This is a genomic window from Candidatus Polarisedimenticolia bacterium (assembly GCA_036004685.1).
Taxonomy (GTDB): Bacteria; Acidobacteriota; Polarisedimenticolia; order Gp22-AA2; family AA152; genus DASYRE01.
Window position 1 is genome coordinate 268,240 of sequence record DASYRE010000031.1, and the last position, 26,113, is coordinate 294,352.

Consider the following 26,113-nt stretch of genomic DNA (forward strand, 5'->3'; position numbering starts at 1 on the left):
CCATGAGACGCATATGCGGTATGGATATTGCGTATATGTTAAGCGAGGTTGAGATCGCGTGCGGAAAGTGGACACCGGAAAGCAAGGAGCGGGGCCATGAAGCGCAGCACAGGCAAGGCGGGTCGGCGGCAGCGAATGGCCCTCCTCGCTTTCTTCTCGGCGAGCTTCTGGCTCCCTCCGATAGCCCTCGCCGACTCGCTCGCCGAGGTCTCTCCCAACCGCGTGGCTCTCTCGGCCGGTCCCGTCGATTTCACCTACGACATCCGGCTCGATGCCGTCTATCCGATGGATCGAGTCACCCTCGCCGTTCCGGGGAGCTTTCGCGCGCCCACCCTGACTTCGGTGATGGTGAACGGCGCTCCGGCCTCTTACGCCGATCAGAGCGCGGGTAACAGTCTCGCGTTTCTCCTGGCCGCGCCCGCCGCGGGCGGCTCGAGCCTGCGGGTGGGCTTCCGGGCCACGCCTCCCTCGTCCGTTCCGTCGGCCGCCGCCGTCCCTTCGACGGTGGATTTCAGCGGCGATGCGATTCCCCCGGCCCTGACGGTCCAGGGGAATGCCGACGGCGACGCCTCCGATGCGAACTCCTGGATAGTGGCCGCCGACATCGTCATCGACGGCTCGCTTGGCGACTGGAGCGGCGTGGGCCGGTTCCTCGACCAGAACGACGACGCGACCCCGGAAAAGGGGGACCTGCGCTCGGGCTGGTTCGTCGTGGGCGCCTCCAAGACGACGCTCTACGCCCGCCTCGACGTCGATGCCTGCCTCCTCAGCGGCCAGACGACGTCGTTCAACATCCAGCTCGACACCGATCGGGACGGAACCTACGACTACCGGTTCGACCTCTACCTCCGCGGAGACGGCGCGATTCTTCAGACGATCCTTTATCGCAACGGCCCGCCGGACGCGAACCCGGACAATGATGCGGGCGTCCCCTACAGCGGCGCGGCCGCCACGGGCAAAGTGCCCGACAACGGCTGCGATCAGGCTACCGAATGGAGCATCCCTCTCGCCGACATCGGAAATCCCGCGGTCGTGAACCTGGTCCGCTTCGAGTCCCATCCTTCCGGGCCCGGGCTGGAGGTGGCCGACTGGTTCCCCGATTACGGCGTCATCCAGGCGGACATTCAGGCCGGGACCTTCACTCGGACGGGTCCGCTGCTCAATGAAGTGTTCGCTTCTCCCGCGCCGGGCGCCCAGTGGGTCGAGATCACCAATACCGCCGACACCGGACTGTCTCTGGCCGGCTACGTGCTCACCGACCGGGACGGCGGCGCCAACAGCAGCATCGCTCTGCCCGCCGTGACGCTTCCTCCCGCGGCGTTCCTGGTGGTGCACCTCGCGGCGGGGACGAACGATCTGGACTTCAGCGACGGCGTCGCCCATTTCTACAGCGGCAACCCGTTTCCAGCGTACGAAGCCGAGGACGAGGTCGCTCTCTACGCCTCGTCGACCCAGAACGCCGCGACGCTGGCCGATCTGGTGGCGTGGGACGACGACACGCTGCGCAGCGCCGATTTCGGAAGCGACGTGGCGGATGCGGTGGCGGCCGGACTCTGGATCTCGGGGAGCGCCGTCGACACTTCGTCGATAGCCGCAGCGCAATCCCTGGGGCGAAGCGGCGATGCGCTACGCATCGGCGCGCCCTCGGACTGGGAGACTTCCGGCGGGCGTGACGCCTCCGATCCGAGCCCGGGACGGCCCAACGCGGGAGGCGTCGTCCTCAACGAGGTGCTGATGTCGCCCGCCGCCGGGACCGCCGCCGGTCTCGAGCTCTACGACGCCGGCAGCGGCTCGGTGGACGTAAGCGGCTGGATGGTGGGCGACGAAGACACCGGCTCGCCCCTGTTGGTGATTCCGCAAGTGGGGGGAGCCGATCTGATTCTCCCGTCCCACGCCCGGGTCTGGATCGCGCTCGGACCCGGAATCGACACTTCCGCCTCGCTCTTCGCGCCTCTCGCCGACCCCGCGGCGCTCGATCGCGCGGGAGATCAGGCCGCGCTCTATTTCCGCAACCAGCATTCGGCCTCGCGCATCGTCGATTTCGTGGTGTGGGACGTGTCGGGGTCTCACTCAAGCGACTGGCTCGGGGACGACGACCTGGCGCAAGCGGCGGGGATCTGGAACGTGGCGGGCGCGGACGATTTCGTGAACGTCCTGTCACTTCCCGCGGGGCACTCGATCCTGAGGACGACGGAAGGCGTCGACACCAACCGGTCTCAGGACTGGCGGTTCAGTCTCGGCAGCTCCTCCGGGGAGCGGGACGGGGATCAGGACGGCCTCGTCGATTCCCGGGACAACTGCCCCGACAGCTACAACCCCGCCCAAGGCGACCTGGACGGAGACGGAATGGGCGATGCCTGCGATCCCGATCAGGACGGGGACGGATGGAACGACGGCCTGGATTGCGCCGCGCACAATGCCGCCGCCTGGTCGGTCCCGGCGGCGCCGCAGAACCTGAGGTTCACCAGCGCGTCCGACTTCACCGCCAACGCCGTCCCCCAGGCGACCGCCTACCAGGCCTATCGCGGCAGCCGCGGCGTGACGGGAGCCTTCGCCTACAACCACACCTGTTTCGCGACGAGCGTCACGGGAGCTTCCTTCAGCGACGCCGCCCCGCCCGCGCTGGGGACTCTCACCTACTACCTCATGAGCGCCAAGGATGGCTGCGGAGAGAGCGATTTGGGCGCTTCCAGCACCGGCGCGCTCCGCCCGAATGCCGCGGCGTGCCCCTAAGCTCCTGCGGATCCCCTCCACCGATCAAGGGTCTTCCGTCCAACCGCTGGGACGCCGTCCGAGCAGGCCCGAACGCCGCCATTTCCCCGCGAGGAGCTGCTTGATTTGGCGCACCCGTCGCCGATTTCCTTCCGGATTCACCCGAACGTTCAGCTCGACCGGCCGCTCGAACAGCCGCGAAAGGTACTCGTCATAGGGCAGCTGTGGAGACGCGACGCTAGCTTTCCGCGAAGAGCGCGGCGGCCTGTGGGAGGCGGGGCCACTTCAGGATCTCCATCGAGTCGCGCACGTAGAGGGGCCGGCGCATGCCGTTGAGGACGGAAGTGACGCCCGCGAGCGAAGCGACGGCGTGAAGGGCCTTGCGTGAGAGGCTCTCGCTCCGGAGCGCGGCCGGCAATCCCGGGTCGAGGCGCGCGGCAATCTGAGCGCTGCGCCGGCGGCTGAGCGCCGCGCAGTCGGCCCGGAGGGCGCCCAGCAGCTTGCGCAGCTCGGGAACGTACCGCTCCAGCCACGACTGGAATTCTCCGGCGTCTTCCGGCGGCAGCGTCGAGCGGAGCAGGGAGATGGAGTAGTAGACGCGGGGGTGAATCTGCCGCTCCTCGACGGCCTCCCAATGCTCGTATCCCCCCAGCCGCCCGGCCGCCGCGGCAAGCTGGCGGCCCCAGGGAAAGAGGTCCGCGGGCCTCGGGGAGCCGGGGGGAAGCCGCAGGCCCCCCGCGATCCGGCGCGCGAACTCCTCTTCGAGCTTCGCGACCCCTTCCAGGGCCTCGGGGATGGGAAGCTCCGGCGGCTCGGTCGGAAAATCGGAAAGGCGAATCAACTCCCCGGCGGCGAAGGCGTTCAAAGGACGGTTGACGAGCAGCCCGACGGCGCTGCGCTCCGCGAAGCCCAGGGTCGATTCGTCTCCCGCCGGCCCCTCCTTCCTCACGGTCAGAGGATCGCGCTCGTAGAGATTCATCGGAAGCTGCGCCACCGCGAAATGGTGCTTCTCGGGCGGCAGTCCGGCTTCCGCGGCGGCGGCCCGGGCTTCCTCGAGCATCCGCCCGAGCGACGTCGCTCCCGGCTCGCCCGGCGGGGCTCCGAAGCTGTTCGACGAGACGCCATACCAGGCAATCCGGCCGTCCCTGACCTCCTTCTCGAAGTGGGTGAAGGCGGAGCGCACCCGCGAGTAGAAGATTCGGCGGAGCTCCTCCAGGCCTCCCGTCCCGGTTCCGGCGGGAGGGTGCTCGAGGAAATATTCCGGATTGTGGAGCAGGCAGGCGTCGAGCCGCTCGAGGCCCAGACGCCGCAGAGAGCGGCCGAGCTGATCCGCCAGGAAGCGGGGATGGATGCAATGCCAGCACCCTTCCGAGATCTTGAGCATCTCGGGAAAGGGATCGCCCGCCTGCTCGCGCTCGCGGGCCAGGTCCATGTTCTTGCCCTGGACGTAGCCGATCTTGGAGACGACGACCGTGGCTGGGCGGGAGATTTCGCCGCCGGCAATCATCTCGCCGAGGACTTCGCCGATGCCCGTCTCACTGGCTCCGTCGGTGTAATTCGTGGAGGTGTCGATCAGATTGCAGCCGCCTCGAAGGGCCTGCCGGAGCGCTTCGCGGTGCTCCAGCGCCTCGCTGTCGACCCGGTACGCCCCGAAACCGACCGCCGAGACCATCAGGCCCGTCCGGCCGAGCCCGCGGTAGGCGTCCCGGGAGAATCCCCGCTCGCCCGCGCCTCCGGCGAAAGCCCGCGTGGCATCGGGAGAAGCGCCGCTCAAGGTCGGCCTCGCGTCGAATCGCCGCCCGGCAGCGGCTTCCTCGCCACACAGATCCCCATCACCCCTCCCATCACTTCATCGACCTCGACCTCGTCGAAACCGGCGTCGCGCATCCGGCCGGCGAGCTCCCGCTGCCCCGGGAAACGGCTCACCGTGGCGAAGATGTACGCGTAAGTGTGCGGATCGCCGAAGAAGAGAACGCCGAACAGGGGTAGCGCGGCCCGCAGATAGCCGAAATAAAGAGCGCTCAGCACGGGATGGCGGGGCCTGCCGAACTCCAGGCTCGCCAACCGGCCGCCCGGGGCCAGGACGCGGCGCGCCTCCCGGAGCCCGCGGTCGAGATCGGCGAGATTCCGCAGCCCGTAGGCGACGGTGACGATCTGAAACTCCCCGTCGGCGAAGGGGAGATCGAGGGCGTCCCCCTTCTCGAACCGCACCGGCAGGGACCCCGAAGTGATCCGGCGCGCGATCGCCAGCATCTCCTCCGTGAAGTCGAGCCCGATCACCGGCAGCTTCCCCCCGGCCGCGGGCGATTTCGCCAGGGCGCGCGCCACGTCTCCGGTCCCGCAGCAAAGATCCAGCGCCTTCTCTCCCGGGAGGGGCCGGGCCCGCTCCACCAGCCGGCGCTTCCATCGCCGGTGCATTCCCCAGCTCATCAGATCGTTGATCAGGTCGTAGCGGCGCGCGATGCGCGAGAAGAGCGCGCGGACCTTGACCGGCCGCTCTTCTCCGGTCGCGACATAGCGGTTCTCCGGCGCGGCCTGGCGCGACGCTGAGCTCACCTACTCCCTCCTTGGCAGGCCTGGCGATCAGACCACAATTCCCGCGCTGCCACAAGCCTCGGGAGGTCCCACGACCCCCTTCATTGACCCTTCGGAAGCCGGTCTGGTAACATTCCTCGTCGAGCACCCCCTTCCGGAGCTCCCCCTTTGGCCATGGCCTGGTTCAAGAAGATCAAGAAGCCCAAGCAGCCTGTCGAGCGCAAGCAGCTCCGGATGCCCGAGGGGCTCTGGGTCAAGTGCGAGGGGTGCAAGGAGATCATCTACAAGAAGGAGGTTCTCCGGAACGCCAACGTCTGCCCCAAGTGCAACTATCATTTCCGGATCACCGCCGCCGAGCGTCTCGCCGCCCTGTTCGACGAGGGGCGCTACCAGGAGGTCGACACCGACATCTATTCCGTCGACCCCCTCAAGTTCGTCGACACCAAGCCTTACAAGGATCGCCTGCAGGAGTACCGCGAGCGGACCGGGATGACCGACGCCGTCGTCAACGCGCGGGGAACGCTGGGCGGCTATCAGGTGATGGTGTCCGCGATGGAATACCGCTTCATGGGCGGCAGCATGGGCTCGGTCGTCGGGGAGAAGGTGACGCGCGCGATCGAGCGGGCCCTCGGGGAGAGGATTCCCCTGATCGTCATCTCCTGCTCCGGGGGGGCCCGGATGCAGGAGGGTTGTCTTTCGCTGATGCAAATGGCGAAGATCAGCGGCGCGCTCGCCCTGCTGGACGAGGCCGGGGTCCCCTACATCTCGATCCTCACCGATCCGACGACCGGAGGCGTCACCGCGTCCTATGCCATGCTGGGCGACATCAACATCGCCGAGCCGAAAGCCCTCATCGGCTTCGCCGGCCCGCGCGTCATCGAGCAGACGATCAAGGAGACGCTCCCCGAAGGGTTCCAGCGCAGCGAGTTCCTCCTCGAGCACGGGATGCTGGACTTCGTCGTCGAGCGCTCCCGGATGCGCGACGTCCTGATCCAGTGTCTGCGCTTCATGGTCAATCTCGAAATTCTCGCCGCGCCTTCCGCGCCGGCTCCGGCCCCCGGCCCCTGAGGACCTTCTCGCGTTCGGGCTTGAGACGCGGTTTCCGCTGATGAATTACTCCGAAAGCCTCGATTATCTGTTCGCCCTCCAGCGCCTGGGCGCCCGCCCGGGCACTCAGGTCGTCTCGACGCTGCTGGCTCGCCTGGGGGATCCCCAGAACTCGTTCCCCTCGATCCTGATCGCGGGGACGAACGGCAAGGGGTCGACCGCCGCCTTCCTCGCCTCGATGCTGCGCTGCGCGGGACTGAAGACGGGTCTCTACACCTCGCCGCACCTGGTGCAGTTCGAGGAGCGCATCACCGTGAACGGGGAGATGATCGCGCCGACCTCGGTCGCGAGGCTCGCCACGGTGATCCAGGAGCACGTGGAGCAGATGGGCGCCCGCGGCGGAGACCTCGAGCGTCCGACCTTCTTCGAATCGACGACCGCCATGGCCTTCCGTCATTTCCAGGACGTCGACGTCGACGTGGCCGTCCTCGAGGTCGGGATGGGGGGAAGGCTCGACGCCACGAACGTGGTCGACGCCGTCACCTGCCTGTTCACGCCGATCGATCTCGATCACCGGCAGCACCTCGGGGAGGACGTGGCCACCATCGCCTGGGAGAAGGCCGGAATCCTGAAATCGGGAAGCCGCGCCATCACCGCGCCCCAGAGCCCGGAGGTGATGGAGGTCCTGCTACGGGCCTCCGCGGTGCGCGGCGCGACGCTGCTGGAGGCGGAAGGAATCTGGCGGATCGCCGAAAGGGCGCAGGGGACGATGACGCTGATCTCGGGCGTCGATTCCTCCCATCGGATGGAGAACCTGGTCCTCTCTCTGGCGGGACGGCACCAGCGGACGAACGCCGCCCTCGCCGTCGCGGCCGCTTCACGGCTTCCGAACCTGCACGAAAAGATCACCGAGGAGGCGATTCGCCGGGGACTCGCCGAGACGCGCTGGCCGGGGCGCTGCGAGATCGCCGGGGAGCAGCCGACGATCCTGCTGGACGGCGCCCACAATCCGGCGTCGGCGCGCGCTTTACGGCGCTTTCTGCTGGAGAACTACAAATCGCAGGGCCGGAAGGTGGTGATGGTCTTCGGCGCCATGATGGACAAGGACCTCGACGGCATCATGGAGGCGCTCTTCCCCTGCGCCCAGAGGATCGTTCTGACGCGCGCCGAGACGCCACGGGCGGCCGACCCGGTGGTCCTGGAGTCGGTGGCCCGGCGCCACCACGATTCGGTGATCCGCGCCCCGGGCCTCTCCGCGGCGCTCTCCGCGGCGAAAGCGGAGGCCGGTCCGAGCGGCGTCGTCTGCGTCACCGGCTCGCTCTACCTCGTCGGCGACGTCAAGACCCTCCTGGAAGGCGGCGAGCCCCGTTCCAGACAGGCACTCTAGGCATCGCGTCATTCTCCGGGCCCGCGGGGACCCGATTTGCTTCAATCGACTGGAGCTGCGCGTCCGGGATTGGCCAGGTCGCGGGCCTTGCGGACCACGGGGCGCGGCTCGCCCTGGGTGATTCTCTTGATCTCGGAGGGGCTCACCTGGATGAGCGCTTCTTTGGCGAGAGCCACCGCTTTGGGGTCCGTCTCATAGGCCGCCACGTAGGCAGCGGCCAGGAGCCAGGCGTCGGCATAGGGGTACTGGCCGGCGAGTGAAGACAGGCGGGTCTGGGCCTCCAGCGAGGGCCCCTCGGCGCGCGACGACTCCTCCCAGGCCTGCTGCATCGCGCGAGCGCCTTCCACGCCGAACAGCGCCTCGCCGCACTTCACGGTCAGACCTTTCGCGTCCAGGTTCGACTCGCCGCTTTCGGATAGGGCGCTCATCAGCCGCAGCACACAACCTGGATCCCGCCGAATCCGCCCCCGATCCTCGCGGCCGAGCTTCGGCTGTCTAGCGGAAACCTTGCCGCCGGTCAGCTTGAAATCGCCTTCCTTGGTGAACCGTATCCGCTCCCGGTTCCGCTCGACCCAGGCCTCGAAGTCGGCCATCTTCTTGTCGATCAAGGGACCCTCCGGCGCCCAGCGCGCGTCGATGATGTCGATGCGGCAGATCACCCCAGCGACGTACGAAAGCACCTCGAACCGCACGTCCCGATTCGGCGCGCGTTTGGCGGCCTCCATGATCGCGAAGAAGCTCTCGCGTGAGGGGTAGAAGCGTCCGAGCGTGCCGACGACAGCCAAGGTATATCCCTTCTCCAGCATGTCGTCCTTCGTAAGAAAATCGAGAACGAGCGGCTGATACGCCGCCACAACGGGCTGGTGACGGACGTTGACTTCCACTTCGTAATAGTGGAGCGCACCCGTCCGCTCTTCCTTGGTCCCGTCCTTGATGATTCGGTCGACGGCCTCACGCATGAGATCGCGAGGCTGGCTCGCCACCCGGCGCTCGACGTCGGAGCTGACGTAAGGGTCGCCAGGTCCGTGTTGCGCAAAGGAGAACGACTTCCGGCCGTCTTCTGCGAGGAGAGCTCGAGCCGAAGCGATTTGCTCCTCTCGGGTCTCCGCACTGATGAGTACCGGAAAAATCAAGAGCACCAGCGCCGGCAGCGTTCTTCGCGAATTCCGCATCTTCATGGTCCCCCGAGAATTGCCTGGTCGATGATGCCGAGAACACCGCCGGAATAGGAATCCATGTTTCCATGCGTCGCGGGATAGGAGCTTCCAGATAGGATCTTGTCGCCTTTCGTCACCCATCTGCCGTAGCCAAAGAGCGGGGCCACCATTTTGACCGGTGAGAAGTTCGCCGAATAGAAGAGCATCGTGCTCACCGAGGTGTTCACGATGTTCGCGCTGCCCTTCCCGACGAACGGATCGATCAGGAAATCGCTGATTCGTCCGCCATCGACGCGCCGGTCGCCGGTGAGCTCGTTCGTCAGGTCTACCGAGGCCCCCGTTCCTCTGCTGAACCCTTCGATGTTGATTCGGACCGTTGACGATCCCCTCGTCAAGCTCATGACCTGGTCGGCCAGGAAGTCGATGGCGTTGCTCGAGAAATTCGGCCCCAGCGCCGAGGTCGCGAGATCGTCGGCGTTCACCACGATGACGACGTGACCCGCCTTGATGAAATTCATCGCCTGGGTGTCGAGATCGGTGTCGTCCCGCGTACCGGCGAATTCATCCAGGATGCTCTGGTTCAATCCGACGATGAGGATGTCGATGCCTTCGGGATGCTCGACGTTCGATCCGCTGCGCTTGAGTGACTCGGCCACCTGGTTCCGGATGTCATGCGCGGCGACGCGCGCCCGCTTGTCGGCCCACTCCGCCTGCTCGCGTTCGTAGTCCGCATACCAGATCTCCTCTGCCTGAGCGGCCGCGAACGAATCGAAGTTGGCGTTCACGTGGTTGGCGTAATGCCCCGGGCGATACTGCATCTTCTGCTGCACGCTCCATCCGGCCCCGGAGAGGCGCTGGGCGATCCCCTGAAGCTGCCGCCCGGCCCAACCCCCCGGAAACGTCTTCGTTCCCGTCGGGTCGACGGCGTTGATCGGGTTGTCCGAGGCGTAGGCGTAGAGGTTGATCGACGCGGTCTCGCCCAGAGGATCCCTCTGGAGGAAGCGCCCGAGATAGGGATCGTAGGTCCGGGCCCGGAAGTCGTAGAGGCGGCTCTCGGTGTCGTAATAGCGCCCCGTGAAGAGGACGTTGTTGTAGACGGCGGAGGAGACGATCGCCGTGCCCGCCGCGGTCAGGAACGTCACCTGCCCGAAGGAGTCGTAGCGGTAGCGCTCCACGATCTGGCCGGAGGAGCTCGTCACCGCCGTTACCGACCCCACGGCATTGGTGTGGTAGAAGAGATCCGCGGACTGCGCGCCCGACCACCGCCGGCGCGACAAGACTTCGTCGATCCCCGGGCCGTTCAGGTAGGCCGCGACGAGGCTTCCGCCTCCGTCGCGCTCTTCGATGATCCGATCCCCGTCGTAGACGAAGCGCGTGACGCTCGAGCCGTTGAGGGTCTTGGAGATCCGCCGCCCCAGGGCGTCGTAACGATAGGTCGTGAGGTTCTGCCCCGCATCGAGGTGGAGGACGAGCCGGTTCGAGAAATCGTAGGCGAACTGCCGCTCGTTGCCGCCCGTCACGGCGCCGCTGAGGTTTCCGGCGATGTCGTAGGCGAGCTTCGCCGTTCCCGCCGGGCCGGCGAACATCTTGTATTGGTTCAAAGTGTTCACGCCGTTGTCGAAAATGGTGCCGTTCGTCTTCGTGGAGCTCCAGTTTCCGAGGCCGTCCAGGGTGAAGGCCTGGCTCGCGCCCGCGGATCCTTGCAGGGCGCCTGCCGCATTCAGGATCCCTTCCGATCGCTTCGTGAGACGATGGAGCACGTCGTACTCATAGGCCTCCCCTTTCCAGTTCGTCCCCATCGGCTCATGGACGCGCCTTTCATAGCGACGGTTTCCCGCCGCATCGTAGGCGTAGGCGAATTCGGCAAGGGCGGCCGGCGAGCCCCCCGCGCTGCGCGTGGCGAAATCGACGATCCGGCGGGCGTCGTCGTAACCGGAGGCCAGGGTGTCGGCGGCATCCGCGAGGAGCGTCAGCTTCGTACCGTTCGGATGCAGCCGGTTCAGCAGGCGCACGGGGCCGAGATAGTCGTAGCGCGTCAAGCCGGTGTAGCCATCGAGCAAGTCGCTCACTCGATCCAGCTCGTCGGGGACGAAAGTGACCGCGCGGCCGCCCGGATAGATCAGGCGGGTGCGGAATCCCGCCCCGTTGTAGACCGACCGTACCGTGTGAGCGCCCTGTGAGAGCGCCGCTCCGGTGGCGTCGCGATAGCCCTGGGTCTCCGTGACGACGTCGCCGAGTGAATCATAGGCGAGAATCACTTCGCTGTCCGGCGCGCCGTCGGCGAGATCGGTATCGTCCACGGCGCGCGTCGCCCGGCCCGCGCCATCGTACTCGAACCGCTGCCGCCTCGTCCCGAGGAAAGTCGGTGCGCCCGAATTGTCCACGTCCTTCTGGATGGGCCGGTGTAACGCATCGTAGCGCGTCGTCACCGCGAGGCGCGCGGCGCCGGGCCCGAGCTGATCCCAGAGGGCCGGAAGCGAGTCCCGATCGTAGCCGAGGTTCCGCGAGCTGCCGTCCGGGTAGGTGACGCCGGTCCGCCGGTTCAAGCCGTCGTAGGCGAAGGCGGTGAGGCGGCCGTTGTCGTCCGTCATCGCGATCATCCGGCCGTTGGCGTCGTAGTCGAACCGCGTCGTGATTTTGCCGTCGGGATTGGCGGGATTCATCAGCCCGGCCGGGACGCTTTCGGCGGCCCCATTCCAGAGATACCCTGCTTCCGTCCGCCGCAGCCGGCCAAGTCCGTCGTAGAACGACTTCGTCCGGCCGCCCGCCGGATCGGTCAGCTGGATCTTGTTCCCCCGGCTGTCGTAGGCCATCGCCGTCGTCAGATTCAGCGGCGCGGCGCCGACCCGCCCCACCACCGTCGTCTCGACGAGTCGGTTCAGCGCATCGAAGCGGAACGTGGTCCGGTGCTTCTGCGAGGGCAGCTTTCGGTTGGGCCGGGCGGGATCGCTTCGATCGCTCCCCCATTCCGTCTCGAGGATCTCGACGACGTTGCCGTCGGCGTCGTAGGCGTATTGGATCGCGTTGCGCTCATCCGTGCCTCCGGGAACGTAGACGAAGGGAGCGACGGGATTCCTGGACACGCGCAGCACCCGGCCGAGCCCGTCGTAGTGCGTCTCGGTCCGGCGGCCGCCGTCATCGGTCTCCTCCGCCGTCCTGCCCAAGCGGTCGAAGCGCGCCAGCCGTGTCGTCCATCCGTCCCCCGCCGCCGGCGCCGGCTCCTCCGACGGATCGGGCGTCGTGGTCAGGCCGGCGTTCGCGTCGGTGGTCAGGAAGATCTGCGCTTCGCCCTCGTAGCGGAAGAACTTGGTGTCGGTCCGGCGCAGGTGCCCCAGCTCGTCGTGGAAGAACCTCTGGCTCGAGATCTCGGGAAAAGGAGCCGCCGGGGGTCCGGAGGGTGCGGGCGTGGCTCCCCCCAGGGAGCCCGTGACGACGCGCGAGACCAGGTTCCCGCCCGCGTCGTAAGCGAGCGCCGTCCTCTGGAAGGCGGCGTCGAAGGAGACGATCTGGCGGTTGTACCCGTCGTATCCGAGGAGGGTCGCATGGCCTTCCGGATCGATCCGCCGGATCACCTTACCCGACCCCTGGTAATCGAAGCGGGTGACCGAGTCGGCGGCGGGATCGAAGCTCATGTCGGCCGGATCGGGAGACGGGCTCTTCAGCGCCACCTCGCGGAACAGAAGGTCCCGCTCGTCATAGAATCGGAGCAGGACGTTGCCGGCGGGGAAGATCGTCTTGCGCAGATTGCCGTTCCCGTCATAGGCGAACGCGGTCGTGAGCCGGAGGGCCGGGACGTCGTCCGTGCTCAGGGTCTCCGTCAGCTTCCGATCCAAGCCGTCGTAGGTCATGTCGGTGGTGATCCAGCGGTCGACCGGCGCCGCGGAGGCGTCGTCCCGGCGCTCCTGGCGCCGTTGGACGAGGTTGTTCGCGGCGTCATAGCGAAACTGCTCGCGGATGCCGAAAGGGGGCGACCCGGGATCGGCGCTCGCCGCGGCGCGGACGGTCTCGACGACCTGATTGAGGGCGTTGACGACGTAATCGGTCCGGACTCCCCGACCGTCCGTCAGGCTCCTGAGATTCCCGGCCGGGTCATAGGCGAACGTCGACACGACGTTCTGGGGCGGGGGATTCTGGCCGCTTTCGCGTCCTTGCAACGGAGGGGGCGAGGGAAGCGGCATCGCCGGCGTCGCATCCTGGATCTGGCGCTGCAGATAACCTCCCCCGCCGGAGCCGGCCGCGGCCGAAAGCACCCGCCCGTCCGCGGGTGACGGCGAGAGCGTCCCGTTCCCGTCGGGATCGTTTTCCGCGAAGTACAGGAACCGGCTCTCGTTGAATTCGGCGTCCCGCCGGGTGGTGGGGAGCCCGAAACCGTTATACGCCAGGGTCGTGACGATCTCCTCGCTCCGGGATCCGCCGGCGTGCGTGATGGAGCCCTGCGAGACGCGCACGGCGTTGCCGCTGCGATGGTAGCCGTCTCCGTTCTGGTCCCCCAGATTTCCGCCGCCGTTTTCGAGAAAGCTCCGGATCTCGTCCTGCTTCCACCAGGCGGGGTCGACGGAGGCGGGAGGGGGCGAACCCGCGGTCAGGCTCGCGAAGCTCCCTTCCTGGTAGTCGTAGGTGATCGACGTGCGGTGGTTTCGCGGATCGGCGACGCTCGACGGCTGGTTGAAGAGCGGTTCGTAGGTGAACGACGTGACCAGACTCTCCTGGGCCGCGCCCCGGCCGGCGTCGGGCGTCCGGGTGACCGACACTAAGTTACCCCTTTGGAAGATGTCCGGATTCTGCTGGTCGTAGACGTTCTGGATGGTCGTCCCTTCGTCGTAAGGCACGACCCGCCCTTCGGCGTCGACGTTCAGGCCGCCCGACTCCGTCCTCCAGGAGATCATCCCGCCGCCGTTCTCGACGTAGTGGTAGGTGACGACATAATCCCCCTCGTCGCTGCCCTCGAAGGTCCGTATCCCCCGGTTCGTCCGGGTGACGACCCGCAGAGGGTTTCCCTGCCGGTTGAACTCGTGTACTTGCTCGTTCCCATTGCGATCGGTCACCGTCGTCTCCAGGACCGCCGTCTCCAGGCCGGAATCGGACGGATTGAGGAAGCGATAGCCGTACCGGACGGTGCCGTCGCCATAGCGCTGCTCCTTGACGAAGTCGAGGGTCGACGCGGAGGCCGAGATCTCCCCGCACCGTGGATCGGCGGCAGCCGCGTAGCGGTTGGTCAGAAACTGCTCCCCGCGCGGGCTGACGACGGCGGTCAGGTTGTGCAGGAGATTCGGCTCCGTGCAGCCGTCACCGGCGGCATAGCGGTAGAGCGTGGTCTTGCGCGGCACCGGGCAGCCGGCGTCGCAGAAGTCGTTCCCGTTGGGCGTCCCGGTGACCGCGGGAGCCTTGACCGAGACCAGATGGTCGAATTCGTCGTAGCCGTAATCGATCCGCCGCCCGGCGAAATCGGTCACCGCGACCAGGCGGTCGGCGGCGTCGTAGGCGAACGAGACGTTCCGGCCCATCGTGTCGGTGATCGTGTCGATCCGCTGCGCCGTCGAGCCCGCCGAGGGGCGGAAGCGGATCGAGAGGGCGTTGCCGTTCCGGTCCTCCATGCGGGTCAGGACCCAGACGAGGCCCTCCTCCGGAGGCCGGATGGTGGCGAGACCGAACGTCTTCACGGTCCCGTCGGCGTACCGGATCTGAAAGCCGCCGGCGCCGAGGGAGCGGATCTTCCCGAAGAAGCCGCCGAAGGGCTGATAGCCGCTTCCGTCCACGTTCACCCACAGATCCCGCCAGCCGTTTCCCATGGTCCATTGAATGGCGGAATGACCCTCGCCGTATTCGTCCACCCAGATGCCGGCGCGCAGGTACTCGTCGTAGCTCAAGTGCCAGCCCATCCCCAGAAGGCTTCCCGCGCCGTCCCGCTTGCTGCGGTAGGTCCGCTCGAGCCGGAACGGAAACCCGCGGCCGGGGATCTCGAGGTCGGTCACCGCAAGCTGGAACTCGCCGTTGGACAGCACCACGCCGAGGGGCCCCATGTCCGGATTGCGGTAGGGCTCTTCTTCGGTGAAATCGGGGCGGAACATCGTGGGCCCCGGCGGCGGCCCGCCGCCGGGGGAGTAGCCCCCGCCGGAGCCGCTGCCGCTGATCTCCCTTCGGTGGACGGCGCCCGCGGATGCGGACGCCAGGATTCCCGCCAATGCCAGACAGACGAGCCGTCGGATCATCTCGACCTCCCCCAGGCGAAATTGGTTTGGGCTCTGGCCTGGGCTCGGCCGGGGCGGAGGGACGAGTCATGGACCGAAGCGTCATTGGCGCCGCCTCGGAGCAAGACAAATGCCGCCGCCGCGCCATTCCTGGAGGGATCCTCACGCGAGGCGGAGCGCGACGGCGAGGGCCTCAGTCCTGCCATCGACCGCGATGCGCCAACCCCTTGCGCCGGTGGAGCTTCAGCGATCCGATCCGGGCGCCCGGCCCGAGGCTCATGACGGCGCGCCGGCGGCGCCCCAGGGGTTTGGGGCACGCCCGTGGCTTGGAGCCCGCCTCACGCACCGTGCGGATGCGGACCGCCGAGCCCGCGGCGTTCGTGCCCGAACAGGGACGCGGGCGCGGAGGCGGAACGGCGCCCATTTTTTTCCGCCGGCAAGACCTTCATCCTGGGCGGATGGATCGGATCACCGTGTCTGATGTAGGTTAGATCCCGCAAATCGGCGCCGGCCTTGGCCGGCATGCGCCTTGGAGAAGCACTTTCTTTGGGTGGGGCGACATGGGTTTCGTAAGCGTGGATCCCACGACGGGGCAGGTCCTCAAGAACTACAAGCTGATGCCGGCCGATACGGTGGCCGGGATCCTGGCCCAGAGCCAGGCCGCGTTCCTGAAGTGGCGGGACACGGGCTTCGAAGATCGGGCCGCGTGCCTGCGCCGCGTTGCGGATTCTCTTCGGCAGCGGGCGACCGAGCACGCCGAGATCATGGCGCGCGAGATGGGCAAGCCCTTGCGCGAAGGACGCGCCGAGATCGAGAAGTGCGCGCTGGGCTGCGAATACTACGCGGAACACGCGCCGCGCATGCTCCAGCCGGAGCCGGCCGCCACCGCCGCCTCACGCAGCTACGTGACCTTCGAGCCCCTCGGCGTCCTGCTCGCCATCATGCCGTGGAATTTCCCTTTCTGGCAGATCTTCCGGTTCGGGGCTCCCGCCCTGATGGCCGGAAACGCGATTCTGCTGAAGCATGCCCCGAGCGTCCCCGACTGCGCCTTCGCCATCGAGCGGCTGTTCCGCGAGACCCGCGTCCCCGAGGGTCTGGTGCGCCCGCTGCTGGTCGACACCGACACCGCCGGGGAGCTGATCGGGCATCCCGTGGTCCAGGGCGTGACGCTGACGGGAAGCCCGGCCGCCGGGCGCGCCGTGGCGCGGAAAGCGGGAGAGTCGCTGAAGAAGTGCGTCCTGGAGCTGGGCGGAAGCGATCCGTACATCCTGCTGGACGACGCCGACCTCGACGACGCGGTCGGGAAGTGCATCGCCAGCCGTCTCGTCAACGGCGGACAGAGCTGCATCGCGGCGAAGCGCTTCATCGTCCCGAAGTCGCTGCGCGGCCGATTCGAGGAACGTTTCGTCGCGGGCATGGCCGCCAAGAAGATGGGCAACCCTCTGGACGAAACCTCCGACCTCGGCCCGCTGGCCCGGCTCGACCTGAGAGACAACCTGCATCGCCAGGTGCGTCTCAGCATCGAGGCAGGCGCTCGATGCCTGTTGGGCGGGACGCTGCCGAACATGGCGGGGGCCTTCTATCCGCCCACGGTGCTGACGGACGTCGCCCGCGGGATGCCGGCGTACGAGGAGGAGCTTTTCGGACCGGTCGCCGCCATCCTTCCCGTCGAAGACGAGGCGGCGGCGATCGAGGCCGCCAACGACTCCCCGTACGGCCTCGGCGCGGCGATCTTCAGCTCGGACCCCGGGCGCGCCGAGAAGCTCGCCGCCCGGCTGCGCTGCGGGTCCTGTTTCATCAACGATTTCGTGAGATCGGACCCGGCCCTTCCTTTCGGCGGGATCAAGCAATCGGGTTTCGGCCGGGAGCTGGGAGCCTACGGTATCAAGGAGTTCGTGAACGTCAAGTCAGTTTGGGTGAAATGAGGCGGAGGCCTCGTGGACGAAGTCGACGAGACGGCGGACGTTGTCGACGGGCGTTTCGGGGAGGATGCCGTGCCCGAGATTGAAGATGTGCCCCGGCCGGCCGGCGGCCCGGGCCAGGACCTGCTTCGCTTCCCGGCGGACGACCTCGAAGTCGGCGAACAGGACGCAGGGGTCGAGATTGCCTTGAATGGCGCGACCGTGGCCGATCTGGTCCCAGGCCTCGTCCAGCGGAATCCTCCAGTCGGCGCCGATGACGTCGCCTCCCGCCTCGGCCATCTTCGCGAGGAGGGTCGAGGTCTCGGTGCCGAAGTGGATGAGCGGCACGCCGAGCCCGGAGCACTCGCGGAAGATGCGCGCCGAGTAGGGCTGCACGTATCGCCCGTAGTGCTCGGGGCTCAGGCTTCCCACCCAGCTGTCGAAGAGCTGCAGCGCCTGGGCGCCCGCCGCCGCCTGCGCCTTCAGGTAGTCGATGACGGTGTCGGTGAGATGCATCATGAGGCCGTCCCAAAGAGCTGACTCTTCCAGCATCACCCGCTTCGTCAGACGGAGCTGCCGCGGGCTCCTCCCTTCGATCAGGTAGCTGGCCAGCGTGAATGGAGCGCCCGCGAAGCCGATGAGCGGGACGCGCCCGTCCAACTCGCGCCGAATCTGCCGGACGGCCTCGAGGACGAAGGGAACGTCCCGGTCCGGCTCGAATCGCCGCAGCGCCCGCACCTGGGCCTCGCTGCGAATCGGCTGGTCGACGATGGGACCGACGTTCTCCTCGATCCGGAAGCCGACGCCGATCCCCTCGACCGGAATCATGATGTCGGAGAACAGGATCGCCGCGTCGAGCTCGAACTTCTCGAGGGGCATCAGGGTGGTCTGGACCGCCAGCTCGGGCGTCCTGGCCATCTCCAGCATGGCGTGCTTCTTCCGGAGCTTGCGGTACTCCTCCAGATAGCGGCCCGCCTGGCGCATGATCCAGATCGGCGTGCAATCGGCCGGCGAGCGCCGGCAGGCCTTCAGGAACCGCTCCGAGCGCGGGGAGACGGGCGCGCTCACGTCCGCCTCCCGGCGGGCCCGGACAGCTCCGCGTGCCGGAAACAGGTCACGGCATGATCGTTCACCATCCCCACCGCCTGCATGAAAGCGTAGCAGATCGTCGAGCCGACGAACCGAAAGCCGCGGCGGCGCAGCGCCGCGCTCAAAGCGTCCGACTCCCGCGTCCGGGACGGGACCTGGGAGGGGATCTTCCAGCGGTTGACCTTCGGCCGCCCGCCGACGAAACCCCACAGGAAGGCATCGAAGCTCCCGAACTGCCGCTGGACTTCCAGGAACGCCCGGGCGTTGCCGATCGCGGCGCCGACCTTCAGGCGGTTCCGCACGATCCCCGGATCGCCCAGCAGCTCCGCGACCTTTCCGGAGCCGTACTTCGCGACGCGCGCCGGATCGAACCGATCGAACGCCTTGCGGTAGCTCCGGCGCTTTCTCAGGATCGTCTCCCAGCTCAAGCCCGCCTGGGCTCCTTCCAGGATGAGCAGCTCGAAGAGGTGCCGGTCGTCGTGCGACGGAACCCCCCACTCCGCGTCATGATAAGCGATCGCCAGGTCGGAGGCGGCCCAGCGGCAGCGGCGCTTCGCCGGCGCGGCGATCATGCCGGCACCGGCAGGCGCGCGGCCGCCGACGCCGCGAGCCTTCGGTAGAGCTGCGCGGCTGCCGCCCCGAAAAGGACGCCGAGCCCGAGCTTGATCCAGAACGACGTCCCGAACCCCACCTCCCAGACGGACCTCGGGACCCCCGCGAGCCAGAATTGGAGCAGCCCGCAGGCATTGAACGCCACGTGACAAAGCAATCCGGGAAGGATGGAGCCCGTGAGGGAGGCGAGCAAGCCGAAGACGATGGAGGCCGCGAAGTAGATCGGGATGAAGATGAGCCAGGGAATCGGATCGGGCGCCTCGGTGCGGTAGTGGGCGAGGCTGAAGATCAGGCCCACCCAAAGGATCGCGGCGCGCCGCGAGTACCGGCGCTCGAGCGTCGATTGCATGTAGCCGCGGAACGCGGCCTCCTCGACGGTGCCCGAGACGACGGCGGTTCCCAGAAGCAGGCAAAGGACGGTGATGAAGGGATACTGCGCCAGCATTTCCCGGGGGATGAGATCCTGGCCGGGCCGGGGAGAAAGCTGCCGGGCGGCGTCCGCCAGCATCCGCAGGGCGAGTCCCGCCACGCCCGCGGTGAGCAGCGACTGAATCCATACGGCGCGCGGCGGGACGCCGGCCCGCAGGTTGCGGCGCCGGGCCTCGCGGGTGGAGCGCGGCGGGCCCCATCCTTTGAGGTAAAGCCACCAGACCACGAGGTACGCCGCCATCAATGGCACGCTCCAGGGGATCGAAGGAGCGTTCTGGATGTTCAAACCGACCAGGATGGTCCAGGGAAGCTGGCCCGTGCCGGTCACCAGCAAGCCGAGGACGACGGCGCGAATCAGCTTCGGAACGCGGTTCCACAACTCGAGGACGCTCATCGAGCCTTCCAACGAAACACTAGAGGCGCCCGTTGCGCCGCCCCTTGCCGTTCCGGCGCGGCCGACAAAGCGATAGCATGCCCACTCGCAGCCCTCATCATTGCGAGCCCACGATCAGGACCGCGGCGCCCTTGACCTTGCCATCCCGGAACTCTGCCAGCGCCGCATTGGCTTCCGCAAGCGGATAAGCGCGCCAGTCGGCGCGGACCGGGATCCGGGGTGCCAGCTCCATGAACTCGCGGCCGTCCCGGCGCGTCAGGTTGGCGACCGATCGGATCACCCGCTCCCCCCACAGCAGCTCGTAGGGAAAGGCCGGGACGTCGCTCATGTGGATGCCGGCGCAGACCACCGTGCCTCCCTTCCCGACCGCCCGCAGGGCCACGGGGACCAGGGAACCGACCGGCGCGAAGAGGATGGCGGCGTCGAGCGGCTCGGGGGGCGGCTCCAGGGAGCTTCCGGCCCATTCGGCGCCGAGCTCCCGGGCGAAGCGCTGCCCTTCCTCGTCGCCGGGGCGCGTGAACGCGAAGATCCGGCGTCCTTGCGACCGCGCCACCTGGATGACGAGGTGCGCGGCGGCGCCGAATCCGTAGAACCCGATCCGTTCCGCCTCCCCGGCCGCCTTGAGCGATCGATAGCCGATGAGACCGGCGCACAGCAGCGGCGCCGCCTGCAAGTCGGAGAATTCCCCGGGGAGGGGGAGGCAGAAGCGGGCGTCGGCCACGGCGTACTCCGCGTACCCCCCGTCGATCTGATAGCCGGTGAAGCGCGCGCTATCGCAGAGGTTCTCCCGCTCGGAGCGACAATAGCCGCAGACCCCGCACGTTTCGCCGAGCCACGGAACCCCGGCGCGATCCCCTTCCTTCCAGCCCTCCACCTCGCCGCCGGTCGCGGCGATCGTCCCGACGATCTCGTGCCCGGGAACGAGCGGCCGAAGGGGGGCCGGCAGGTCGCCGTCCACGATGTGCAGATCGGTCCGGCAGACGCCGCAGGCCGAGACGCGCAGCAGGACCTGCCGCGGCGACGGCTCCGGGATGGGGAGCCGAGCGTCGCGCAAAGGACGCCCGGGAGCGTCCAGGACCATCGCGCGCATCATGCCCTGGGTCAGTCCACCGCCTCGTGACAGACTGCTTCGATGTTGTTGCCGTCGGGATCGAGGACGAACGCGCCGTAATAGCTCGGATGGTAGTGCTCGCGAATTCCCGGCTTTCCGTTGTCCTTGCCGCCCGCCTTGATGGCGGCGCCATAGAACGCGTCCACCTTCGAGCGCTCCTTGGAGGTGAAGGCGACGTGCGTGCCGCCGGCGGAAGGGGTCCTCTTGCGGATCCAGAAATCGGGCTTCCCCCCGATTCCGAAGCCGACGCCGCCCGGATATTCCATGACGACCTGGTACCCGAGCGGCGCGAGCGCCTCGGTGAAGAACTGGCGGCTCTTCTTGGCGTCTTTGACGTTCAGCGTGATGTGATCGATCATGCTTCAGCTCCCGCCCGGCTTACAGCCCGGCCTGAAATGAAAGCCCGCCTTCTCGAGACGATCCGGCGAGCGGACTATCCGGAGGCCGCCCTGGCGGCCAGCTCGATCGCCCGGTCCAGCTGGGGATCGGCCCCCGCCGCGTAAGGCAGCGCGTCCTCGACCTTCACGTCGGGGTCAACGCCCCGTCCTTCCAGGATCTCTCCGTCGACGCGGACTCCCGAGACGGCGAGGAACAGAAGCGATCGGTCCGAGAGCAGAAAGCAGGTCCCGCCCGAGACCGCGCCGGCCGTCCGCTCGCCGATCAGCTTGCCGAGGCGATGCTTCTGCACCGCGTAGGAGACCACTTCCTTGCCGCTCCGCGTCCCGCCGTTGATCAGGATGAAGAGGGGCCGGCGCCACTGGGAGTCGAGCGCCCTCTCCTTGCCGTCCCGCCCGATCGAGGCCAGGACGGGCGGAGCCTGGTCGAAGAGGCTCACGAAATCGGGGTTGCAGCCGCCCCAGCCGTTGCGGAAATCGAGGATCAGCGCCCGGGCCTCCGCCAGCTCGTCCTGGAGGGAATCCTGGAGCGCCTCCCGGTACTGCTCTCCCGCGCACGAGAAAAGCGGCACATAGGCGATGGCGTTGCCGTCGCGCCGAATCAGCTTCGTTCCCAGCTTCTGGGCTTGCTTCCATTCTTCGCGCGGGTCGATCCGGCGAGGCGTGACCGTGACCTCTGCCGCCGGGCCGCCCGCCGTCCTCTCGACGGTCAGGATCACTCTACCGCCGGCGCGTCCCCGGAACGACAGGACCGGCTGGAAGTCCTTTCCGCCGGCTTGCAACACGCGATCTCCCCGGCGCAGGCCCGATTTCTCGGCGGGACCGCCCGCGAAGACGGCCCGGACGAAGCCGTCCGGCGTGAAGTCGGCTCCGATCCCGTCGTAGTCCACCGAGCGGACCCCCACCGCCTCGCGGAAGATCGCGAGAAGACCGTAATAGGCTTGATCGGAGGGCGTATAGAAGCCGGTATGGGAAGTTTTCAGCTCCTCCAGGGCGCCGCGCGTCTGCTTATCGAAATCGCCGCGGCTCGCGGCTGCCGCGCCGTAATGATCGTGGGCCGCGGCCCACGCCTCGGCCACCTTCCGATCGTAGAACTTCTCCCGGACGAGCCGGACGATTTCCTGGCCCAAGACGTCGAAGTACCCGGGCCTCGCCATCCGCTCGGCTTTCGGCGCGGCGCCTCGTTGTTTGGCCGAAGACGCCGTAGCCGGAGCCGAACCGCCCAGCACCCATACGACCGCGCCGATGAGAGCGACGAGCCGGGACAGGCATGGGCGCGTCGTTTTAGGACGAGAGGCGCATCTCGAGCTCATCATCGAAGCGGCGGCCGGCGCGACGAGTCGCCGGGCTCGCCATCAAGCTTTTCGGAGGCGAGCCGCTCCAGCGCTTCGCCGGAAAGCCGGAACACGGTCCAGGCGTTCTGGGCCTGCGCTCCCAGCTTCTCGTAGAAGCCGATCGCATCCTTGTTCCAGTCCAGGACCGCCCATTCCATCCGGGCGCACCGCCGCCCGCGCGCGATCCGGGCGAGACGTCCCAGTAGGATCCGACCGAGCCCCCGGCCTCGATACTCCGCTTTGACGAACAGGTCTTCCAGATAGAGTCCCCGCCGCCCCGACCAGGTCGAGAAGTTCAGGAAGAAGAGGGCGAAGCCGGCCGCTTCCTCGCCCGCATAGGCGATCAAGGCCTCGGCGGCGGGATGCTCTCCGGTGAGGGCTTCACGGATTCCCTCTTCGGTCGCCGCGACCTCTCCCGGAGAGCGCTCGTATTCGGCCAGCTCCCGGACGAGCTGCAGAACGAGCGAAGCGTCCTTCGCGGTGGCGGGAACGATGCGGAATGTGGAGGAGGTCATTCCACCCTCATGCCGGCTCGGGGCTCGCCGCGACCTCGTAGTGGCTGACTCTAGGCTCGAGCTCGAGGAGGAAGCCGCTGTCTTCCGGATAGTAGCGGGCGCGCTCGATGTCGTCTCCCGCGAAGGCGCGTATCGCCTCCCGCGACTCCCACAAGGTAATGAGCAGGAAGTGCGCCTCGCCGTTTTCGACCCGCCGGAGAATGAAGACACCGCGGTTTCCGGGAGTCCCCTCGTAGTCCGGAACGGCGCGCTTCTTCAAGAAATCAAGGTAGTCCTCCCCCTTGTGCAGGGGAACTCTGCCGTGCCAGGCGCGGGCGATCATCTTCTTCCCCTCGAACCGGCCGTCTCGCTTCGATTGCCGATCATCTCTCCCTCGAGTCGCGCCGGGTCCCGTCCCACCGCGAAGTCACCCATGAGGCCGCAGCCGTCAAGAGCGCCGGAACAGCCGGCAGATGATACCGCGGCTCGGCATCTCCAATGAGCAGGTGGACCATCGTGAAGAAAGCGATGGGCAGGAGAAGGACGAGCCAGACTTCGCCGTTTCTGCGCAGACGCCAGAATCCCGCCAGCGCCAGTCCCAGCATACCGTAATGCCACACCGCTGCCGCCCACAGAATGGGCGCCCACCCGACCCGCGCGGCGTGCCGCGGGCCGAGGGTCGATCCCCACAAGAACAGAAACTTCCTGCCGACGTGAACCAGCTGAGCCCAAGGGTCGGAACGGAGGTTCTCGGCGGCCGCCTCGAGGAAGATTCGATCGCGCTCCTGGCGACTTCTTACGTGCTTCAGCCTTTCGGCCACTCTCCTTTCCCGGTCGTTGGCGGGCCATATGAAGACGTCTCCGGCCTCACGATAGCCGCTCAGGGGCGCGTCGCGGATCACCGTCGCCTCGTAAAAATTCTGCGCCCCCTTCGTCGAGAGTGGAATGACTTCGTGAAAGACCACCCAATTCCGGATCCCCCAGGGCAGAATCGTCAAGAGGAACGTAACGCCGGCCAGAGTGGCGGCCTTGAGGTGCCGCCGCCCCTCGTGGTCCTTCTTCCATGCCAGCACGAAGAGCCAGAGGCCGGCAAGACCCGCCGCCGATTCGCGCGTCAAAGCGCCCAGGCCCAGGACCACGCCCAGGGGCACCGCGCGCACCTTCCTGGACGACCTCGCGACCCAGAGCAGAAGAACCGATCCGGCGAGAAACAGCGCCAGATAGGGCATGTCCGAAAGGTTAAAGAGCGAGTAGACCATCAAGTCCGGGTAAAACAGAGCCAGGGCGGCGCTGAGGTGGCCCGGCTTGTTCCCGAGCAGGGATTGGGCGAGCAGGAAGACGAGCGCCACGACGAGCGCCCCGGAGACGGCTTGCACCGCCAGGACGGACGCCTGCGGGTGACGCAGGAGGAGCCGGGATCCGGCGATGAGAAGCGGATAAACCGGAACATGGAAAGCCGTCGCTCCCCAGGGGGGGATAGCAAATCCCTGACCGGCGAGAAGACTCTTGACCAGCGGGTCGTAGGTGTCGACGGCGTCCTTGGCGAACCCGGCGCGCTCCGCCGCGGCGATCTTTCCCGCGAGCAGCGCCGCCGTGCCGATCCGGACCAGAAGGGCCGCGACGAGCCAGCTCCAGAAGCCACGCCAGCGCCGCCTTGAATCGCGGTCGGGCCCGTCCACGCTCACCGCTTCCTCCGTTCGGACCGACCCCGGCGCACGTCTGCCATGGGCGCGGAGAAGGTCATCCGATATTTCGAGAGATTCAGGTCGATGATCGTTCGATGCCAACGGCTTCCGCCGGGAACTTCCCGTGCCAGGCCCGGGCGATCATTTACGCTTCGCTGGATTGGCGGGATTCCCTGCATCGCCCGCGGCGAAGGAGGCTGGCGCGTCTCTCGCCGCCTTCCTTCCAAGGCCCCGGCCGACGGGCTCGTGCGTGGGGCCGGCCGCGAGACTCCGATCCGTCTGGCGCGCTTCGTCTGAAGGCGGGCCGATCGTTTCCACCTTCGGCCGCGGCGAGCTGTCGAACCGCAGACTCAGGACGTCGGGTCGCGAGTAATGCCCGGTGACGTCGAGGAGCAGGCGCTCCTCGACGAGCCGGCCGAGATCCAGCTCGGCGTAGAGAATCCCCTCTTCCTTCCACAGCGGCCCCGCCAGGTACTCGCCGTCCGGCGCGATAATGGCGCTGCCGCCCGATTGCAGCAGCTCGGGCGCGGCCGCGAGCTCTTCCCGCAGCTCGAACTCCGCCGGAAAGGACTGCTTGCGCATCACCGCGCAGACGGAGACGACGAAGACGCCGCCTTCGACGGCGGTGTTCCGGGCGTTCACCAGGAAGATCTCCCGGTCGTCCGCGTTCGGCGCCACGTGGATCTGCTCCTTCAGGTCGTAGAGGACGTAGCGCGCCAGCGGCATCCAGTTCTCCCAGCAGATCAAGCCGCCGATCCTGCCGGCCGCGGTCTCGAAGACGCTCAGCGTGCTGCCGTCGCCGGGGGCGTGAATCATCCTTTCATGGCTCGTGGGGACCAGCTTACGGTGCTTGCCGAGGATCTCGCCGCCGGATCCGATGAAGAGGATCGTGTTGTAGAGAGAGCCCGGCTTCGCCTCGCGCTCGTTCAGCCCCATCACCACGACGGCGCCCGCCTTTTTCGCGGCGCGGCCCAGACAGTCAGTCGCCGGCGACGGGATCTCCACCGAATTCCGCCAGAGCCTCGACCAGGCGCGCTTGGCCCGATCCGAGCCGAAGCTCGCCATCCCCTTCCCCCAGACGACGGAGTTGACGTAACAGGGGATGAACATCTCGGGGAAGACGATCAGCCGCGCGCCGTTTCCGGCCGCCTCCGCGATGAGCCGGCACGCCTTGTCCACCGTCGCTTCGCGGTCAAGCACCACCGGCTCCGCCTGCACCGCCGCGGCCTTGACCGTCTGAAAAACCTCACTCATCTGACTTCTCCGAGAGGCCGATAGTAGCCGCTTCCCTGTCGAGATGTAAAGCGCGAGCCAGTCGGAAAGCGGCCGTCTGGATTCACGTGCCGCTCACCAATTCATGACTTGATCGGTCGATCCCTCACCGTCATGGAGGGATAAAAACTAGAGCCATATCTGGCCGGTTTTGCACTTTCGCCACTTCGCCAAGGATGGTGCTCAGGGCTAATTTGAGCGCGTCGTCATTTAAGAGGTCCGCCAGGAAACGGAGCTCTTCGTCAAAAGTGCCACACTGGACTGAATTAAGTACAGTATCTCTAACAGGATGCTGAAAAACCCTTCATTTTCCCGTTGACGTGATCACTCATCGTTGTACGATGCTCCGGAACTTTTCGGAGGAGCCCACG

The 26,113-nt window shown here is 67.3% G+C and carries 19 protein-coding genes; 4 read left to right on the plus strand and 15 right to left on the minus strand.

Features of this window, described 5'->3' with window-relative positions; translation table 11 throughout:
• Nucleotides 1–96: 96 nt before the first annotated feature.
• Entirely contained in the window at nt 97–2,733 is a 2,637-nt protein-coding gene (locus VGR67_08085) for a lamin tail domain-containing protein (GenBank protein ID HEV8336356.1), read from the plus strand.
• A gap of 217 nt (nt 2,734–2,950) precedes the next feature.
• Here VGR67_08085 and VGR67_08090 read toward each other — a convergent pair whose 3' ends face one another.
• Together VGR67_08090 and ubiE are read right to left on the minus strand one after the other, a co-directional pair.
• Complete coding sequence (locus VGR67_08090) at nt 2,951–4,486, minus strand: aldo/keto reductase (GenBank protein HEV8336357.1); 1,536 nt, start codon at nt 4,484–4,486, stop codon at nt 2,951–2,953.
• Nucleotides 4,483–5,268: a bifunctional demethylmenaquinone methyltransferase/2-methoxy-6-polyprenyl-1,4-benzoquinol methylase UbiE gene (gene ubiE, locus VGR67_08095; protein ID HEV8336358.1), complete on the minus strand. Its 786-nt coding sequence runs from the start codon at nt 5,266–5,268 to the stop codon at nt 4,483–4,485. Before ubiE ends, VGR67_08090 begins: the two co-directional genes overlap by 4 nt.
• Nucleotides 5,269–5,421: 153 nt before the next feature.
• Between ubiE and accD the strand changes: the two genes are divergently transcribed.
• Both accD and VGR67_08105 read left to right on the plus strand, forming a co-directional pair.
• The gene (gene accD / locus VGR67_08100; GenBank protein HEV8336359.1) at nt 5,422–6,315 is read left to right on the plus strand and encodes an acetyl-CoA carboxylase, carboxyltransferase subunit beta; all 894 of its coding nucleotides are present in this window, start codon (nt 5,422–5,424) and stop codon (nt 6,313–6,315) included.
• Between the two features lie 40 nt (nt 6,316–6,355).
• Nucleotides 6,356–7,681 carry a folylpolyglutamate synthase/dihydrofolate synthase family protein gene (locus VGR67_08105; GenBank protein ID HEV8336360.1) on the plus strand — a complete coding sequence of 442 codons (1,326 nt, stop codon included), beginning with the start codon at nt 6,356–6,358 and terminating at the stop codon, nt 7,679–7,681.
• 41 nt (nt 7,682–7,722) lie between these two features.
• Here VGR67_08105 and VGR67_08110 read toward each other — a convergent pair whose 3' ends face one another.
• From VGR67_08110 to VGR67_08120, 3 genes are all read right to left on the minus strand, one after another.
• A complete protein-coding gene (locus VGR67_08110) occupies nt 7,723–8,664 on the minus strand; it encodes a hypothetical protein (protein HEV8336361.1) in 942 nt (313 codons plus the stop codon).
• Nucleotides 8,665–8,855: 191 nt separating this feature from the next.
• Nucleotides 8,856–15,047: an RHS repeat-associated core domain-containing protein gene (locus VGR67_08115; GenBank protein ID HEV8336362.1), complete on the minus strand. Its 6,192-nt coding sequence runs from the start codon at nt 15,045–15,047 to the stop codon at nt 8,856–8,858.
• A gap of 172 nt (nt 15,048–15,219) precedes the next feature.
• Nucleotides 15,220–15,450, minus strand: a complete 231-nt coding sequence (locus VGR67_08120; GenBank protein HEV8336363.1) for a hypothetical protein — start codon at nt 15,448–15,450, stop codon at nt 15,220–15,222.
• A gap of 136 nt (nt 15,451–15,586) precedes the next feature.
• Between VGR67_08120 and VGR67_08125 the strand changes: the two genes are divergently transcribed.
• On the plus strand, nt 15,587–16,951 hold the full coding sequence (locus tag VGR67_08125) for an NAD-dependent succinate-semialdehyde dehydrogenase (GenBank protein HEV8336364.1): 1,365 nt from the start codon (nt 15,587–15,589) through the stop codon (nt 16,949–16,951).
• Here the strand turns inward: VGR67_08125 and hemE are convergent.
• From hemE to VGR67_08175, 10 genes are all read right to left on the minus strand, one after another.
• Nucleotides 16,934–17,995, minus strand: a complete 1,062-nt coding sequence (hemE, locus tag VGR67_08130; protein HEV8336365.1) for a uroporphyrinogen decarboxylase — start codon at nt 17,993–17,995, stop codon at nt 16,934–16,936. The two genes, VGR67_08125 and hemE, sit on opposite strands and share 18 nt — an antisense overlap.
• The gene (locus tag VGR67_08135) at nt 17,992–18,588 is read right to left on the minus strand and encodes a DNA-3-methyladenine glycosylase I (protein ID HEV8336366.1); all 597 of its coding nucleotides are present in this window, start codon (nt 18,586–18,588) and stop codon (nt 17,992–17,994) included. The genes hemE and VGR67_08135 overlap by 4 nt, the downstream gene beginning before the upstream one ends.
• On the minus strand, nt 18,585–19,451 hold the full coding sequence (locus VGR67_08140; GenBank protein ID HEV8336367.1) for a type II CAAX endopeptidase family protein: 867 nt from the start codon (nt 19,449–19,451) through the stop codon (nt 18,585–18,587). The genes VGR67_08135 and VGR67_08140 overlap by 4 nt, the downstream gene beginning before the upstream one ends.
• A 97-nt stretch (nt 19,452–19,548) precedes the next feature.
• The gene (locus VGR67_08145) at nt 19,549–20,541 is read right to left on the minus strand and encodes a zinc-dependent alcohol dehydrogenase family protein (protein HEV8336368.1); all 993 of its coding nucleotides are present in this window, start codon (nt 20,539–20,541) and stop codon (nt 19,549–19,551) included.
• Between the two features lie 11 nt (nt 20,542–20,552).
• Complete coding sequence (locus VGR67_08150) at nt 20,553–20,921, minus strand: VOC family protein (protein HEV8336369.1); 369 nt, start codon at nt 20,919–20,921, stop codon at nt 20,553–20,555.
• 74 nt (nt 20,922–20,995) lie between these two features.
• Nucleotides 20,996–22,114 (minus strand): S41 family peptidase, encoded by a 1,119-nt coding sequence (locus VGR67_08155; protein HEV8336370.1) that lies wholly within the window; start codon nt 22,112–22,114, stop codon nt 20,996–20,998.
• 155 nt (nt 22,115–22,269) lie between these two features.
• Nucleotides 22,270–22,806: a GNAT family N-acetyltransferase gene (locus VGR67_08160; protein HEV8336371.1), complete on the minus strand. Its 537-nt coding sequence runs from the start codon at nt 22,804–22,806 to the stop codon at nt 22,270–22,272.
• A gap of 7 nt (nt 22,807–22,813) precedes the next feature.
• Nucleotides 22,814–23,128, minus strand: coding sequence for an antibiotic biosynthesis monooxygenase (locus tag VGR67_08165; GenBank protein ID HEV8336372.1), 315 nt, complete (start codon nt 23,126–23,128; stop codon nt 22,814–22,816).
• 40 nt (nt 23,129–23,168) lie between these two features.
• Nucleotides 23,169–24,470: a glycosyltransferase family 39 protein gene (locus VGR67_08170; protein HEV8336373.1), complete on the minus strand. Its 1,302-nt coding sequence runs from the start codon at nt 24,468–24,470 to the stop codon at nt 23,169–23,171.
• Between the two features lie 141 nt (nt 24,471–24,611).
• On the minus strand, nt 24,612–25,724 hold the full coding sequence (locus VGR67_08175) for a carbon-nitrogen hydrolase family protein (protein ID HEV8336374.1): 1,113 nt from the start codon (nt 25,722–25,724) through the stop codon (nt 24,612–24,614).
• Between the last annotated feature and the right edge of the window lie 389 nt (nt 25,725–26,113).

Excerpts from the sequence above, each read along its gene's own strand:
- VGR67_08085 (HEV8336356.1), top strand. The coding sequence starts at position 97 with ATGAAGCGCAGCACAGGCAAGGCGGGTCGGCGGCAGCGAATGGCCCTC.
- accD (HEV8336359.1), top strand. The coding sequence starts at position 5,422 with ATGGCCTGGTTCAAGAAGATCAAGAAGCCCAAGCAGCCTGTCGAGCGC.
- VGR67_08105 (HEV8336360.1), top strand. The coding sequence starts at position 6,356 with ATGAATTACTCCGAAAGCCTCGATTATCTGTTCGCCCTCCAGCGCCTG.
- VGR67_08115 (HEV8336362.1), bottom strand. The coding sequence starts at position 15,047 with ATGATCCGACGGCTCGTCTGTCTGGCATTGGCGGGAATCCTGGCGTCC.
- VGR67_08120 (HEV8336363.1), bottom strand. The coding sequence starts at position 15,450 with ATGGGCGCCGTTCCGCCTCCGCGCCCGCGTCCCTGTTCGGGCACGAAC.
- VGR67_08125 (HEV8336364.1), top strand. The coding sequence starts at position 15,587 with ATGGGTTTCGTAAGCGTGGATCCCACGACGGGGCAGGTCCTCAAGAAC.
- VGR67_08135 (HEV8336366.1), bottom strand. The coding sequence starts at position 18,588 with ATGATCGCCGCGCCGGCGAAGCGCCGCTGCCGCTGGGCCGCCTCCGAC.
- VGR67_08140 (HEV8336367.1), bottom strand. The coding sequence starts at position 19,451 with ATGAGCGTCCTCGAGTTGTGGAACCGCGTTCCGAAGCTGATTCGCGCC.
- VGR67_08145 (HEV8336368.1), bottom strand. The coding sequence starts at position 20,541 with ATGCGCGCGATGGTCCTGGACGCTCCCGGGCGTCCTTTGCGCGACGCT.
- VGR67_08150 (HEV8336369.1), bottom strand. The coding sequence starts at position 20,921 with ATGATCGATCACATCACGCTGAACGTCAAAGACGCCAAGAAGAGCCGC.
- VGR67_08155 (HEV8336370.1), bottom strand. The coding sequence starts at position 22,114 with ATGGCGAGGCCCGGGTACTTCGACGTCTTGGGCCAGGAAATCGTCCGG.
- VGR67_08160 (HEV8336371.1), bottom strand. The coding sequence starts at position 22,806 with ATGACCTCCTCCACATTCCGCATCGTTCCCGCCACCGCGAAGGACGCT.
- VGR67_08165 (HEV8336372.1), bottom strand. The coding sequence starts at position 23,128 with ATGATCGCCCGCGCCTGGCACGGCAGAGTTCCCCTGCACAAGGGGGAG.
- VGR67_08175 (HEV8336374.1), bottom strand. The coding sequence starts at position 25,724 with ATGAGTGAGGTTTTTCAGACGGTCAAGGCCGCGGCGGTGCAGGCGGAG.